Source organism: Thalassobaculum sp. OXR-137, from assembly GCF_034377285.1.
Classification (GTDB): domain Bacteria; phylum Pseudomonadota; class Alphaproteobacteria; order Thalassobaculales; family Thalassobaculaceae; genus Thalassobaculum.
This window is the reverse complement of the sequence record NZ_CP139715.1, coordinates 4543750-4557425: the sequence shown is the minus strand read 5'-3', so window position 1 is coordinate 4557425 and position 13676 is coordinate 4543750. Positions and strand designations below refer to the sequence as shown.

Here is a 13676-nt window from a genome sequence, read left to right as displayed (position 1 = left end):
AGCCGTGACCGGATCCCTCCATGCCGAACTGAGCCTCACCCTGGACCGCGCCGATGCCTGGCTCGACGAGCAGGTGAAGCGTCTGGCCGAGCACGACCTACTGCCGGTCTCGCGCAGCCCCGATGCGGTCGAGTTCCAGAGCAGTTACGGGCGCTTCCGCCTGCAGGCGCACGGGACGGACCTGCAGGTGCGGGTCGAGAGCGCCGATGCGGGCGGTCTGGAGGTGCTGCAGGAGACGGTCTCCTTCTACCTGCTGGCCCACGACGGCACCCTGGCCGACCGCATGGTCTGGCGCGGATACGATCCGCAGGAAAGCCTGCCGGCGAACTTCCGGGAGATGGAGGTGATCGACCGCCGGCTGGTCAGCCCCTGGATGATCCGTCTGACCCTGAAGGGCAGGGACATCGACCACTTCGCCGAGCGCGGGCTGCATGTGCGGCTGATGGTGCCGCCAGCCGGCATTGGGCGCCCGCCGGTCTGGCCCAAGCGGTCGCGGTCCGGCGCAGTGGTTCTTCCGGAGGGCCCCGACGCACTGACCGTGCGCGTCTATACCATCCGGGCGATCTCCCTCGCCTTGGGGGAGATCGACGTGGACGTGGTGCGTCATGCCGGGGGCGCGGTGGCCGACTGGGCCGAGGTGGCGGCTCCGGGCGATCGGGTCGGGGTGATGGGCCCGGGCGGCGGTTCCTATCCGAAGGACGGGTGGCTGCTGATCGGCGGCGACGAAACCGCCTTGCCCGCCATCTCGCGGATCCTGGAGAAGCGCCCGAAGGATGCACGGGGGCATGCGGTGATCGGCCTGCGCAACGCCGAGGCGCGGATCGATCCGGTCGCGCCGGACGGCTTCACGGTCCAGTGGGTGGTCGGCGGCGATGGGGCGCTTGTCGAGGCCATGCGTTCTGTCGCTCTGCCGGCCGACGCCGGCGTCTGGTTCGCGGGCGAGGCGGAGACAGCCCGACAGGTGCGGGCACATTTCCGCGAGGATCTGGGCCTGCCGGCCGCCTGTGTCGCCAGCGCCGGATACTGGCGGCGCGACGGGTCCGCCTGACGGATCCGCTGGGGCGGAAAGCCCGAAGAAATCTCCGGCTATTGGCGGTCCACTTAACACTATCTAAACGGGTCGCTCCTAAGCTCCATCCGGACTGTCACGTTCGTCATTTGCTGGAGTCTGTAACATGAGCGCTGCGGAAGCGACCGGGTCGCTGTCGGCCGAGGATCTGATCGACGCGCTGCTCGCCGGCAATGAGGAACTGGTCGCCCGTCAGGGCGGCGAGATCGGCCAGAAGCTTCTGCGTCTCAAGGGCGTGGACACCGAGGGGGAGAGCCGCCTCGAACGCTGGGTGGAGATGTCGGTCGCGGCCAGCGACGGCGTGCGCCGGACCTCCGAAATGATGAGTTCCCTGCGCGATGTGGACAACCGCTCCCAGTCGATCGCCTCCGCCGTGGAGGAACTGACCGTTACGGTGCAGACGATCAGTCACACGACCGAGGGGGCGTCAGCCGAAGCCGCCGAGGCGGCGGCGGTGTCCGACAGCGGTCGGGCCGCGGCGGGTCAGGCGGTGGCCGCGATGGAAGGCGTCTTTCAGGTCGTCCAATCGGCGGTGCAGAAGGTGGACGCGCTGGCCGAAGCCTCCGTCGCCATCGGCGACATCGTCTCGACCATCGAAAACATCGCCAAGCAGACCAACCTGCTGGCGCTGAACGCCACCATCGAGGCGGCGCGGGCGGGCGAGGCGGGGAAGGGCTTCGCCGTCGTGGCCAGCGAGGTGAAGACCCTCGCCAACCAGACGGCCGGCGCCACCGTGGACATCCGCGAGCGCATCTCCGGCATCCGCACCGACATGCAGGAGATCGTCGGGGTCATGCGCTCCGGCGCGGAACGGGTCGAGGAGGGGCGGGGCACCATCCAGACCGTGGGCCAGGAAATGGAAAACCTCGCCGAGCGCATCGGCTCGGTGACGCGCAGCATGCACGAGGTGTCGCAGATCCTCGGCGAGCAGCAGACGGCCACCGCCGAGATCGCCGAGGGCGTCACCGCCATCGCCGACATGAGCGCGCGCAACGTCTACATGGTCGACAGCACCATCGGGCTGCTGGAGAAGACAGGTCCCACGATCAGCAAGGCGATCGACGGCTTCGTGCAGGCCGGCGTGCCCAATGCCACGATCCATGCCGCGAAGTCGGACCACATGATCTGGATGCGCCGTCTGGCCCAGATGCTGGTCGGTCGCGAGATGCTGCGACCTGACGAACTGGCCGACCATCATAGCTGCCGTCTGGGCAAATGGTACGACGCCCAGAATGATTCGCGGCTGACCGGCCATCCGGCCTGGAGGGCACTGATGACGCCGCATCAGCAGGTGCACCGTGCCGGCATCGACGCGGCCAAGGCCTTCGCCGCCGGCGACATCGCCCTGGCCACTGCGAAGGTCGAGGAGGCCGCCGAGGCGTCGCAGGAAGTCATGCGGCTGCTGAACGAACTGTCCGATCACCTGAAGAAATAGGGGGCCGGGCTCGGCCGCCTGCCGATCAGGGGGCGGGCAGGTAGACCGCAGCGCCGAGGATCTTGATCACGGTGCCCTCGTCGTCGGTGAGCGGCATCATCACGCTCTCGAAGCTCTTGTACTCCTTGTCGACCCAGCTCACCTGGCCGTGCGTTCGCACCGGAATGCGCCGCCGGCAGATCAGCCGGTAGATCTCGACGATCGGATGATCGGCTGGAAACGTGTCCGCGACCGTCCGCCCCGTCGCATCCCGATCCAGGATCTCGGTGATCCGGGTGCCGATCAGCGAATAGGTGAACTCCTGACCGTCGCCGGCAACCCGGACCATGAACAGGTCGGGCAGATGCGGGCGCAGGTCCAGCGGATCGATCCGGCTGGCTTTCGGCAGGCCTGCACCGTCCTTCAACGTTTCCCAATGTGCCAGGACGTGCCGCAAAGTCGGATGGGCGACCGTTGCTGTGAGATCGGCGTAAAACCAGGGCGGGAGGTCAAATTCCGAAGCCGATAGTGGGTCTGAATTCATTGGCTCCGCCTGCCTTTTCCTTACCTTTGTCTTTCTAACATGGGCTTGGTCTTGCTGCCATCGTGTGGGAAAGCCGGGAGTTGAAGCAGAAACGGCCGCCGGCTCGGTTGGGAGCGCGGCGGCCGTTCTTCGTCTGGAGCGGAGTGCCGGCTCGGGCCGGCGCTCCGTTGGTCAGTGTGCGGTTACTCGGCGGCCTGCTTGGCGGCGTTGGCGTCGATCGCGGCCAGGACGTTCGGCGGCGACAGCGGCAGGTCATCGATCCAGATGCCGATGGCGTCGTGCACCGCGTTGCGCACGGCCGCCGGACCCGGCACCAGCGGAACCTCGCCGACGCCGCGGACACCCTGCGGGTGCTTCGGATTCGGGATCTCGATGATGCCGCAATCGAGCATCGGCAGGTCGGAGCAGACGGGCATTCGGTAGTCGAGGAAGCCCGGATTATCGACCTGACCCTTCTTGTTGTAGATGTACTCCTCGTTCAGCGCCCAGCCAATTCCCTGGGCCACACCGCCCTGGAGCTGGCCTTCCACGTAGCTCGGGTGGATCGCCCGGCCGACATCCTGGAAGCAGGTGTAGCGCAGCACCCGCACGATCCCGAGATCGACATCCACCTCCACGTCGCAGACATGGGTGGCGAAGCCGCCTTCGGCACCGACGGTGTTGCTCTGGCTGCCGGCTCCGATCGGGCCGCCGGTGGCGTTCGCCTTAGCTGCGAGCTCCTCCAGGGTCATGGAGGGGAAGTTGGCGCTGTGCTCGCCCATCGGACGGGCCTCGCCGCCTTCCCAGACCACCTGGGACGGATCGATGCCCCAGATCTTGGCGGCCCGGCCCTTGAGCTGCTCGATCACCTGCTCGGTCGATTCGGTCACCACCATGGCCGAGGCGAACAGCACGCGGCTGCCGCCGGTCAGGTTGCTGTAGCCGATCGTGGCCGTATCGCCGATCTGCACGGACACCTGGTCGTAGTTGATGCCCAGAAGTTCGGCAGTGATGTTGGCGATGGACGCGCGCGAGCCGCCGATATCCGGGTGGCCCGTGGTCACCACGACGTTGCCGTCCTCGGTGATGTTCACCTGCGCGCTCGACTCGCCGCCGGCGTTGAACCAGAAGCCCGAGGCGACGCCCCGGCCCTGGAACTTGCCCGACAGCGGAGTCTTGTAGTGCTCGCTGTTCAGCGCGGCTTCCAGCGTCTCGACATAGCCGATGCGCGGGTAGGTGGGCCCGTGGGCGGCCTTGGTGCCCTCCTTGGCGGCGTTCTTCAGACGCAGCTTCAGCGGGTCCATGCCCAGTTCGGCGGCCAGCTCGTCCAGCACGCTTTCCACCGCGAAGGCACCGATCGGGGCACCCGGGGCACGGTAGGCGGCGACCTTGGAGCGGTTGGACACCACGTCGTAGCCGAAGGAATGCACGTTGGGGATGTCATACGGCGCAAAGGCGCAGCCCGCCGCCCCACGGATCGGCGAGCCCGGAAGGCAGCCGGCCTGGAGGTAGAAGGTTCCCTTGCCGGCGACGATGGTGCCGTCCTTCTTGGCACCGATCTTCACCGTGCTCTTGGAACCGGAGGTCGGGCCGGTGGCGCGCATGACCTCTTCGCGGGTCATGACCATCTTCACCGGACGGCCGGACTTCTTCGACAGGACCGTGGCGACCGGCTCCAGATAGACGATGGTCTTGCCGCCGAACCCGCCGCCGATCTCCGCCGGAATGGCGGTCACCTTGGACTGCGGGATGCCGGTCAGGAAGGAGGTCATCGCGCGGACCATGAACTGGCCCTGGCTGGAGCTCCAGATGGTGGTGCGGTCGTCGGGGGCGACGCTGACCACGCAGGCATGGGTCTCGATATAGCCCTGGTGCACCGGCTTGGTGGTGAAGCTGCGCTCGATCACCACGTCGGCCTCGGCGAAGCCCGCATCGACGTCGCCCAGGGTGTGCTCCAGGGTGCCGGCGATGTTGGACGGCTTGCCGTCGAACTTCATGAAGTCGTGCAGAATCGGCGCGTCCTTGGCGATGGCGTCGTCGATCTCGATAGCGAAGGGAAGAACCTCGTAATCCACCTCGATCAGCGCGCAGGCCTCGGCGGCGATCTCCTCGTTGGTCGCGGCCACGGCGGCGATCGGGTGGCCGTGGAACAGGACCTTTTCCTTGGCCAGCATGTTCCGGCTCATCCAGCGCATGTCCTGGATGCCCAGCGGCACCGGCGTATCGACCGGGAAGTCGACGAAGTCGGCGGCGGTGGCCACGGCCTTCACGCCCGGCAGGGCTTCGGCTTTGGATGTGTCGATCGACTTGATGACCGCATGGGGATACGGGCTGCGCAGCACCTTGGCCCAGATCATCCCGGGCATGGTGGCGTCGGCTGCATAGGCGGCGCGGCCGGTAACCTTGTCGGCGCCGTCCGGACGGACCGTGCGCTTACCGATCCATTTGTTGCTCTGGTCGTTCATCGGGCAGCCTCCCGCATGTCGGCGGCGGTCTCCATGACCGCGCGGACGATCTTGTCGTAGCCGGTGCACCGGCACAGGTTGCCGGCGAGCCAGAAACGGACTTCGGTTTCGGTCGGATCCGGATTGCGCTCCAGCAGCGACTTGGCCGCGACGAGCATTCCCGGGGTGCAGATGCCGCATTGCAGGGCGGCGGATTCCAAGAACTTCTGCTGCAGCGGATGCAGCTTGTCGGGCTTCGCCATGCCCTCGATCGTCTCGATCTCCTGGCCGTCGGCCTCGGCCGCCAGCATCAGGCAGGAACAGACCAGCCGGCCGCCCAGGGTGATGCTGCACGCGCCGCAGTCACCCGTGCCGCAGCCTTCCTTGGAGCCGGTGAGCCCGAGCGTGTCGCGCAGCGCGTCCAGCATGCTGTCGCCGGCATCGCACAGGAACTCGGTCGGCTCGCCGTTGATGGTGGTGGAAACGTGGATCTTCGCCATTGGTATCAGGCCCTCCCGGCGCGTTCGGCGGCGATTGCGGTCGTGCGCTTGAGCAGCACCCCGGCCACCTTTGTTCGGTATGCGATGGTGCCGCGCTTGTCGTCGATCGGGTTGCAGGCGGCCGAGCAGGCGGCGGCGGCCTTCTCGATCGCGGCGTCGTCCAGCTTGCTGCCGATCAGCGCCTTGGCGGCATCCTCGACGAGCAGGACGGTCGGGGCGACGGCACCCAGGCCGACGCGGGCGGCGGTGCAGGTGCCGTTGTCCATCGTCAGGCTGACGCCGACGCCGACCACGGCGATGTCCATCTCCGTGCGCGGGATCATCCGCAGATAGGCGTCGCTGGACCCCTTGGGGCGGGCCGGGAATGTGAAGCTGACGAGGATCTCGCCCGGCTCCAGGTTGGTCTTGCCCGGACCGGCGGGCACGTCCTCGACCTTCAACTCGCGGCTGCCGTTCGGCCCCTTGATGGTGGCGATCGCGCCCGCCGCAACGAGGGCAGGGACGCTGTCGCCCGCCGGCGAGCCGTTGCACAGGTTGCCGCCCATCGACGCGCGGCCCTGGACCTGGGTCGAGCCGATCAGGTTCAGCGCCTCGAGCACTCCCGGCCAGGCCTTGCCGAAGTCCGGGTCCTCCTCGAGCACCGCACCCGAGACGGCGGCGCCGATCCTGAAGCCGCCGTCCGCGGTCTTCTCGATCGCCGTCAGCTCCGGGATCTTCTTCACATCGAGGATCGTGCTGGGCTTCAGGAGGCCGGAGCGCATCTGCACGAGCAGATCGGTCCCACCGGCGAGAATGCGCGCAGCCCCCTCGGCCGCGGCGTATTGGGCGATCGCATCGTCGAGCGTCTGCGGCGCCAGATATCGAATGTCGGACATGGCCCTTCTCGTTTTCCTTTCCCGGACCCGCATCCCAATGACGCGGGGGCCCCTCTTCAGTGGGGGATTGCATACAAAATGCTCCGTCGCGCGAGGCTACGACGGTGACGGCGACACGACCACCCCCGAAAGATCGTCGGGATTTCGCCTATCGCTGGTGAACGACTCTACCGCCAATCACCGTCATGTCGACCTGCACATCGCGAATCTCTTCGGTCGGGATCGAGAAATAATCCCGATCCAAAACGGCGACGTCCGCCAGCTTGCCGACCTCGAGCGAGCCCTTCAGGTGTTCCTCGCGGCCTGAATGGGCACCGAGCCACGTATAGGCGTTCAGCGCCTCGGTCGGGGTGATCGCCTGGGAGGCGTCCAGATCGCCGCCGGTATCCGACTTGCGGTTGACCATCGACCACAGCGCCAGGAACGGGTTCGCCTGGCAGACCATGGCGTCGGAATGGCCCGGCGCAGGAATGCCGGCATCGATCATCGCCCGATGCGGCCACATGCGGGCCATGGCCTCCTGGCCGCGGTTGGCGATATAGGCGTCGCCCAGGTCGTACATGAAGCCGGTGGCAGAGCTGTCGATCACGCCGAGCGTCTTCAGGCGTTCCTGCAGCGGCGGGGTGACGTAGCAGCAATGCTCGACCCGCATGCGGTGGTCCTCCATCGGGTGCTGCTCCAGGCAGTACTCGATGGCGTCCAGGGCGAAGTCGATGCCGCGGTCGCCCACGCCCTCGATCATCACCTGCAGCCCGGCCTTGTGGGCGGCCAGCGCCCGGCGCTTCAGGTCTTCAAGCTCGTACAGCAGGACGCCGGTATTCGGCTCCGGCTCGCCTTTGATCTTCTTGCCGACATAGGGCTCGTAATAGGCGGCGGTGCGTCCGGAGGTGGAGCAGTCCGGACACCATTCCACGCCGATGATCCGCACCCAGTCGTCGCCGAATCCGGAGCGGATGCCCGCGGCGGCCAGGGATTCCACCAGCCCGGCCTCGCGGCCCGAGGCGATGATGCCGACCCGCATGTTGAGCCGTCCCTCGTCCTTCATCATCTGGTAGGCGCGGATGCCCTTGGACGGGGTCAGCGAGTTGTAGACCGAGGTGATGCCGTAGGAGGTCCACTCCGCGAACACTTTCTCCAGCCCGGCGGCAATGCTGTCCGGCGTGTCGCCCTCGTGCACCCGGTCGAGGAACAGATGGGCGGCTGTCTCGCGCACGATGCCGGTCAGCTTGCCGGTGTCCGGATGCTTGTCGAAGGCGCCGAATTCCGGCGGCTGGGTCGTTTCGTCGATGCCTAGCTCGGCGAAGGCCCGGCTGTTCGCCAGGCCGATATGGCCGTCGGTGCGCAGGATGAACAGCGGACGGCCCTGGGCGGCCGAATCCAGCTCTTCGATGGTCGGATAGCCGCCGGACTTGTTCTCGTTCAGCCGGTAGCCGGCGACCCATTCGTCCGGGCCCTTGCTCGCGGCGACCTCGGACAGGCGGGCGAGCAGGGCCTCGCGGCTCTGGATCCGGTCGGGGCTCAGCAGCTCCCAGGAGGCGAGGCGGGCGGCATAGGCGTCAGGGTGGTTGTGGCTGTCCACGATGCCGGGGATGACGGTGCGGCCGCCCAAGTCGATCACCTTGGTTCCGGGGCCGATCAGCGGCGCCATGTCGGCATCGCCGCCCAGGGCGACGATCTTGCCGTCGCGGGCGGCGAGGGCGGCGACCGTGGTCTTGTCCGCGTCCATGGTGGCGATACGCCCGTTGGTCATCACCAGATCGGCGGTGAGGCTGGTCATGTCAGTCTCCGGCTGTGCTTGCGCGGGAAGGAAGGGCATGCTGTGCGCCCGCCAATCCTCGCGAGGTTCGAAAGGGCAGACAAGCACCCTTCCTCGCATCCCCCCGTTTTTCGCCTGATCAGGGAGACAGCGATGCTGACCGGTTCCATCCCCGGCCCGACGTTCGACCGACTGCCGACCGCCGACAACTGGTTCGCCATCGAATGGTTGCCGCTCGGCTTGCTGCGCATATGGGAGCCGCATGTCTCCCGGCTGCTGCGGGCCAACATGTTCCTGGTGCGCGGCCGCGACCGCGACCTGCTGGTCGATGCGGGGATGGGGGTGTGCAGCCTGCGCCGGTTCCTCGACCCGTTTCTCGACAAGCCGGTCGTGCATGTCCTGAGCCACGCCCATGTCGACCATATCGGCTCGGCCCATGAGTTCGCCGACGATCTGCGCATGCACGCCGCGGAGGCCGAGGTGATGCGCAACCCGCCGGCCGACCTGCAACTCTCCTTCGACGGTTACAGCGAGAAGCGGAAAGAGGATCTGCGGAAATCCGGATTCGACGTGTCGGGCGCGCTGATCGCGGCTTCGCCCTCGCCGTCGTTCCGGCCCGAGGAATGGCGGATCCCCGGTGCTACGCCCACGGCGCTGCTGGCGGAAGGCGACACCGTCGACCTGGGCGACCGCAGCTTTCAGGTGCTGCACACGCCGGGGCACAGCCCGGGCTCCATCTGCTTGTGGGAGGAGAATACGGGGGTCCTCATCGGCGGCGACACGATCTACGATGGGCTCCTGATCGACACGCTGCCCGACAGCGATCCTGCTGCTTATGCTGTTTCTATGCGCAGACTAAAACAACTTAACGTCTCTGCGGTGCATGGCGGACACAGGGAAAGCTTTGGGTCTGCCAAGTATCAATTTCTGATTGATCAATATTTAGGCAGATAATGCTCGAAATTTGGGCTTGCGCTGCTGTTGCCTAAAAGCGCAGCATGCCGGCCTCGCTATTCGGTGAGTAAGGGATTAACACACATGCCGGACGGATCGACTGGGGCGCGGAGCGGCCACGCCCTGTCATTGCGGAACCTTTCGAAGGTCTACGGATCGCTTGCCGCGGTCGATGGGGTGGACCTCGACGTCCCGCGCGGGTCTTTCCTGACGCTCCTGGGCCCGTCGGGCTCCGGCAAGACGACAATTCTGATGTCGATCGCCGGTTTCGTCGAACCCAGCGGCGGCAGCATCCTGTTGGACGACAAGGACATCACGCGGTTCCCGCCGGACAAGCGGAACTTCGGCATGGTGTTCCAGGGATATGCCCTGTTCCCGCACATGACGGTGGCGGACAACATCTGGTTCCCGCTGAAGGTGCGCGGCGTCTCCAAGGCGGATGCCTCGGCGAAGATCAAGAGCGCGCTGGAACTGGTGCAGATGGGCCATCTGGCCGAGCGTTATCCCTCGCAGCTCTCCGGCGGCCAGCAGCAGCGCGTGGCACTCGCCCGCGCCATCGTGTTCGAGCCGGACCTACTGCTGCTCGACGAGCCGCTGTCGGCCCTCGACAAGAAGCTGCGCGCCGACCTGCAGTGGGAGCTGAAGTCGCTTCACCAGCGCCTCGGCACCACGTTCATCTACGTCACCCACGACCAGGAAGAGGCGCTGTCCATGTCGGACACGATCATCATCCTGCGAGACGGCAAGATCGAGCAGCAGGGCAACCCGGGCGACCTCTACGAGAAGCCCGCCACCCGCTTCGTCGCCGACTTCCTGGGTAAGTCGAACTTCCTCCACGGCACGGTCGCGGAGAAGCAGGACGGCTCGTTCACCTATGTCTGCGGCGGCCATCCGCTGGTGCAGGCCGGCACGCCGGCGCACACCATGGCCAATGGAGAGGTCGTGATTGCGCTGCGGCCGGAGAAGATCGCGCTGACGGCCGAACGCTCCGGGGCGACCAACGCCGTCTCCGGCAAGATCACCGCCTTCAACTATTACGGCTCGGCCTATCATTTCCAGGTTCAGACCGAGGCGCTTGGCGAGCTGATCGCCACGACGCCGGCCTGGACGTGCAAGATCGAGCCGTCGATCGGAAACACGATCTGGCTCGGTTGGGAGCCGGACGCGTCCGTGGTCGTGCGCGACCGCTGATATCCCATCAATCCGCGGTTGGCAGGGGGCCGGCCGCCAATGTGAGGAGCCTGGCATGACCTTGACCAAGACCCTGTACGAAAAGGATCTCTATCCTGAGATCGAGGACGCCGGTGACAGCGACTTCGCCCGCGACTGCGTGGAGATCGCCGCGCAGCGCCTGGAGAAGGGGCAGATCGACCGACGCACGTTCCTCCAGGCCATGGCGATCCTGGGCGCCGGCACGTCCGTCATGACCCTGGGCGGCGGTTCCGCCAAGGCGGCGGGCGAGATCGTGATTGTGAACTGGGGCGGTCCGGCGGTCGAGGCCTATCAGAAGGCGTTCGGCGATCCGTTCGAGAAGTCCAACGGCACCAAGGTCGTCATCGACGGCACCGGCCCGCTCGGCTCCAAGATCAAGGCGATGGTCGACGCGGGTGCGGTGACCTGGGACGTCTGCGACACCGGCACCGGCACCACGCTGGTCCTGCAGAAGCAGGGCGTCCTGCAGCCGATCGACTACTCCGTGGTCGACAAGTCGAAGATGCAGCAGCAGTTCGCCTACGAGTACGGCTGCGCCAACTACATGTTCAGCTTCGCGCTGACCTACAACAAGAAGTCCGTTCCGTCCGAGCCGACGGGCTGGAAGGACTTCTGGGACCTGGAAAAGTTCCCGGGCAACCGGACCCTGCGCAAGCAGCCGAACGGCATGCTGGAAGCCTGCATGATGGCCGCCGGCCGCTCGCCGAAGGAGGTCTACCCGATCGACATCGATCTGGCGGTCTCCAAGCTCAAGGAGATCAAGGACTACGTGATCGCCTGGGGCTCGGGCTCGCAGAGCCAGGAGCTGTTCCGCACCGGCGAAGTCGTCATGGGCAACATCTGGCACACCCGCGCCAACCTCCTGAACCAGGAGACCAACGGCGACGTGACCTGGACCTGGAAGGACGGCATCGTCACTGCCGGCATGTGGAACGTGCCGAAGAACAACCCGGCCGGTACCGAGACCGCGATGAAGTTCATCGCCTCGGCCCAGGATCCGGAACAGCAACTCGTGCTGTTCAACGCCATGGGCAACGGCCCGGCCAACCCGGCCGCCGCCAACATGGTTCCGGCCGACAAGAAGTACATCGATCCGGGTCAGCCCGAGAACCTCGCCGTCCAGGTCCTGCAGAACGGTCCCTGGTACGAAGAGGACAGCGGCGTCCGCAACCTGACCAACGACGAGCTGTCGCGCGAGAAGTGGCTCGACGCGCTGTCGTCGTAAGTCGATCGGTAATTAGACAAAGGGCATTGGCAGGCCGCACATGCACGCTTCACTTCGCCGGGTCTATTGGTGGCTGATCGCGCCGGCGGTCCTGCTCATGCTCGTCTTCTACATATATCCGCTGATCCAGGTTCTCTGGATCAGCGTGACCGATCCCGTGCCCGGGTTCGGCAACTACAGCGAACTGATCGACCGCTCCCTGATCCACCGGATCTGGATGACCACGGTCCGGGTCTGCGTGATCACCACCGCGATCACCGTGGTCTGCGGCTATATCGTCGCCTACGCCATGGCCCAGGTCGGCGAGCGCCAGCGCACCTGGATGATGTTCTGCGTGCTCCTCACCTTCTGGCTCAGCGTGCTGATCCGCGCCTTCGCCTGGGTCATGCTGCTGCGGACCCAGGGGCTCATCAACACGGGCCTGCAGGAGCTGGGCATCATCGACCAGCCGCTGCAGCTCGTGCGCAACGAATTCGGCGTGATCGTCGGCATGGTGCACTTCATGCTGCCGCTTGCGGTGCTGCCGATCTACTCCAACATGACCGGGATCCAGGACCGTCTGGTCAGTGCGGCCCGCGGCCTCGGCGCCTCGCCATGGGTGGCGTTCAAGGATGTCTACCTGCCGCTGAGCAAGCCCGGCCTGATCTCCGCGACCATTCTGGTCTTCGTGTTCTCCCTCGGCTTCTTCATCACCCCGGCGCTGCTCGGCGGCGGCAAGGTGGTGATGATCTCCGAGTACATCCAGGTGAGCTTCGAGGAGACGCTGCGCTGGGGCCAGGCCACCATGCTGGCCTCGACCCTGCTGTTCTCGGTGTTCCTGTCGCTCGCCCTGGTGGCCCGCTTCGTCGACTTGAAGAAAGTGTTTGGTGCGCGATGAAAAAGGATCCGCGCGTCGTCTTCGGCCGCTGTGTGGTCTATGGCCTTGCCTGGACCGTGCTGGCCTTCCTGGTCCTGCCGATGATCATCGTCGTACCGGTCTCCTTCACCGACCAGTACTACCTGTCGCTGCCCAAGGAAGGCTTGTCGCTGCAGCATTATGCGGCGTTCTTCGAGAAGGAGATCTGGCTGGCGGCCACGCTGGACAGCGTGATCGTCGCGACCTGTTCGACCATCGCCGCCCTGGTGCTCGGCACGCTCTGCGCCATCGGCTGCTGGCGGCTGGCGAGCAACGCGGCTGAGTCCGTCCGGACCTTCATGCTGACCCCGATCATCGTGCCGACGATCGTGCAGGCGCTCGCCATGTACCGGTTCTGGATCGATCTCGGGCTGATGGATACCTATTTCGGCCTGATCCTGGCCCATACCCTGATCGCCATCCCCTACGTGGTGATCACCGTCTCGGCCTCGCTCGCCAATTTCGACGTCCGGCTTGAGCAGGCGTCCCGCAACCTGGGGGCCTCGACCTCGCAGACCATCCGCTGGGTGATCCTGCCGAGCATCATCCCCGGCATGCTGTCCGGCGCGCTGTTCGCCTTCACCATCTCCTTCGACGAGATCGTCGTGGCGCTCTTCATCACCAGCCGCAACGTCTACACCCTGCCGAAGCGCATTTGGGACGGCATCCAGGATCACCTCGATCCGACCATCGCGTCGATCGCGACCATGCTGATCGCGATCACTCTCGCTCTGCTGCTGACCGAGCTGTGGGCGCGCCAGCGCCGACGCGCCCGGCTGACGGCCCGGATCGAGGGCGGCGAGGCCTGA

At 66.2% G+C, this 13676-nt stretch carries 12 protein-coding genes; 7 read left to right on the top strand and 5 right to left on the bottom strand.

The window, feature by feature from the left end:
- Positions 1 to 4 precede the first annotated feature (4 nt).
- Both T8K17_RS21215 and T8K17_RS21210 read left to right on the top strand, forming a co-directional pair.
- The gene (locus tag T8K17_RS21215) at positions 5 to 1048 is read left to right on the top strand and encodes a siderophore-interacting protein (RefSeq protein ID WP_322331726.1); all 1044 of its coding nucleotides are present in this window, start codon (positions 5 to 7) and stop codon (positions 1046 to 1048) included.
- Positions 1049 to 1175: 127 nt separating this feature from the next.
- Positions 1176 to 2504 carry a methyl-accepting chemotaxis protein gene (locus T8K17_RS21210; protein ID WP_322331725.1) on the top strand — a complete coding sequence of 443 codons (1329 nt, stop codon included), beginning with the start codon at positions 1176 to 1178 and terminating at the stop codon, positions 2502 to 2504.
- 25 nt (positions 2505 to 2529) lie between these two features.
- Here the strand turns inward: T8K17_RS21210 and T8K17_RS21205 are convergent, their stop codons facing one another.
- The 5 genes from T8K17_RS21205 to T8K17_RS21185 all read right to left on the bottom strand — a co-directional run bounded on the left by T8K17_RS21205 (position 2530) and on the right by T8K17_RS21185 (position 8602).
- Positions 2530 to 3027 carry a PAS domain-containing protein gene (locus T8K17_RS21205; RefSeq protein WP_416153141.1) on the bottom strand — a complete coding sequence of 166 codons (498 nt, stop codon included), beginning with the start codon at positions 3025 to 3027 and terminating at the stop codon, positions 2530 to 2532.
- A 182-nt stretch (positions 3028 to 3209) separates the two neighbouring features.
- Positions 3210 to 5471 carry a xanthine dehydrogenase family protein molybdopterin-binding subunit gene (locus T8K17_RS21200; protein WP_322331723.1) on the bottom strand — a complete coding sequence of 754 codons (2262 nt, stop codon included), beginning with the start codon at positions 5469 to 5471 and terminating at the stop codon, positions 3210 to 3212.
- Positions 5468 to 5950 (bottom strand): (2Fe-2S)-binding protein, encoded by a 483-nt coding sequence (locus T8K17_RS21195; RefSeq protein WP_322331722.1) that lies wholly within the window; start codon positions 5948 to 5950, stop codon positions 5468 to 5470. Before T8K17_RS21195 ends, T8K17_RS21200 begins: the two co-directional genes overlap by 4 nt.
- A 5-nt stretch (positions 5951 to 5955) precedes the next feature.
- A complete protein-coding gene (locus T8K17_RS21190) occupies positions 5956 to 6825 on the bottom strand; it encodes a xanthine dehydrogenase family protein subunit M (protein WP_322331721.1) in 870 nt (289 codons plus the stop codon).
- Between the two features lie 148 nt (positions 6826 to 6973).
- Entirely contained in the window at positions 6974 to 8602 is a 1629-nt protein-coding gene (locus T8K17_RS21185) for an amidohydrolase (protein ID WP_322331720.1), read from the bottom strand.
- 132 nt (positions 8603 to 8734) lie between these two features.
- Here T8K17_RS21185 and T8K17_RS21180 point away from each other — a divergent pair, with 132 nt between their 5' ends.
- The 5 genes from T8K17_RS21180 to T8K17_RS21160 all read left to right on the top strand — a co-directional run bounded on the left by T8K17_RS21180 (position 8735) and on the right by T8K17_RS21160 (position 13676).
- The gene (locus T8K17_RS21180; RefSeq protein WP_322331719.1) at positions 8735 to 9535 is read left to right on the top strand and encodes an MBL fold metallo-hydrolase; all 801 of its coding nucleotides are present in this window, start codon (positions 8735 to 8737) and stop codon (positions 9533 to 9535) included.
- A gap of 84 nt (positions 9536 to 9619) precedes the next feature.
- Entirely contained in the window at positions 9620 to 10726 is a 1107-nt protein-coding gene (locus T8K17_RS21175) for an ABC transporter ATP-binding protein (protein WP_322331718.1), read from the top strand.
- 55 nt (positions 10727 to 10781) lie between these two features.
- Positions 10782 to 11972, top strand: coding sequence for an ABC transporter substrate-binding protein (locus tag T8K17_RS21170; protein WP_322331717.1), 1191 nt, complete (start codon positions 10782 to 10784; stop codon positions 11970 to 11972).
- 40 nt (positions 11973 to 12012) lie between these two features.
- Complete coding sequence (locus T8K17_RS21165) at positions 12013 to 12849, top strand: ABC transporter permease (RefSeq protein WP_322331716.1); 837 nt, start codon at positions 12013 to 12015, stop codon at positions 12847 to 12849.
- The gene (locus tag T8K17_RS21160; RefSeq protein WP_322331715.1) at positions 12846 to 13676 is read left to right on the top strand and encodes an ABC transporter permease; all 831 of its coding nucleotides are present in this window, start codon (positions 12846 to 12848) and stop codon (positions 13674 to 13676) included. Before T8K17_RS21165 ends, T8K17_RS21160 begins: the two co-directional genes overlap by 4 nt.

What these genes read in the sequence shown, in the direction of transcription:
- T8K17_RS21205 (WP_416153141.1), bottom strand. Translation starts at nt 3,027, where the DNA reads ATGAATTCAGACCCACTATCGGCTTCGGAATTTGACCTCCCGCCCTGG.
- T8K17_RS21175 (WP_322331718.1), top strand. Translation starts at nt 9,620, where the DNA reads ATGCCGGACGGATCGACTGGGGCGCGGAGCGGCCACGCCCTGTCATTG.
- T8K17_RS21170 (WP_322331717.1), top strand. Translation starts at nt 10,782, where the DNA reads ATGACCTTGACCAAGACCCTGTACGAAAAGGATCTCTATCCTGAGATC.
- T8K17_RS21210 (WP_322331725.1), top strand. Translation starts at nt 1,176, where the DNA reads ATGAGCGCTGCGGAAGCGACCGGGTCGCTGTCGGCCGAGGATCTGATC.
- T8K17_RS21195 (WP_322331722.1), bottom strand. Translation starts at nt 5,950, where the DNA reads ATGGCGAAGATCCACGTTTCCACCACCATCAACGGCGAGCCGACCGAG.
- T8K17_RS21160 (WP_322331715.1), top strand. Translation starts at nt 12,846, where the DNA reads ATGAAAAAGGATCCGCGCGTCGTCTTCGGCCGCTGTGTGGTCTATGGC.
- T8K17_RS21180 (WP_322331719.1), top strand. Translation starts at nt 8,735, where the DNA reads ATGCTGACCGGTTCCATCCCCGGCCCGACGTTCGACCGACTGCCGACC.
- T8K17_RS21185 (WP_322331720.1), bottom strand. Translation starts at nt 8,602, where the DNA reads ATGACCAGCCTCACCGCCGATCTGGTGATGACCAACGGGCGTATCGCC.
- T8K17_RS21200 (WP_322331723.1), bottom strand. Translation starts at nt 5,471, where the DNA reads ATGAACGACCAGAGCAACAAATGGATCGGTAAGCGCACGGTCCGTCCG.
- T8K17_RS21190 (WP_322331721.1), bottom strand. Translation starts at nt 6,825, where the DNA reads ATGTCCGACATTCGATATCTGGCGCCGCAGACGCTCGACGATGCGATC.
- T8K17_RS21165 (WP_322331716.1), top strand. Translation starts at nt 12,013, where the DNA reads ATGCACGCTTCACTTCGCCGGGTCTATTGGTGGCTGATCGCGCCGGCG.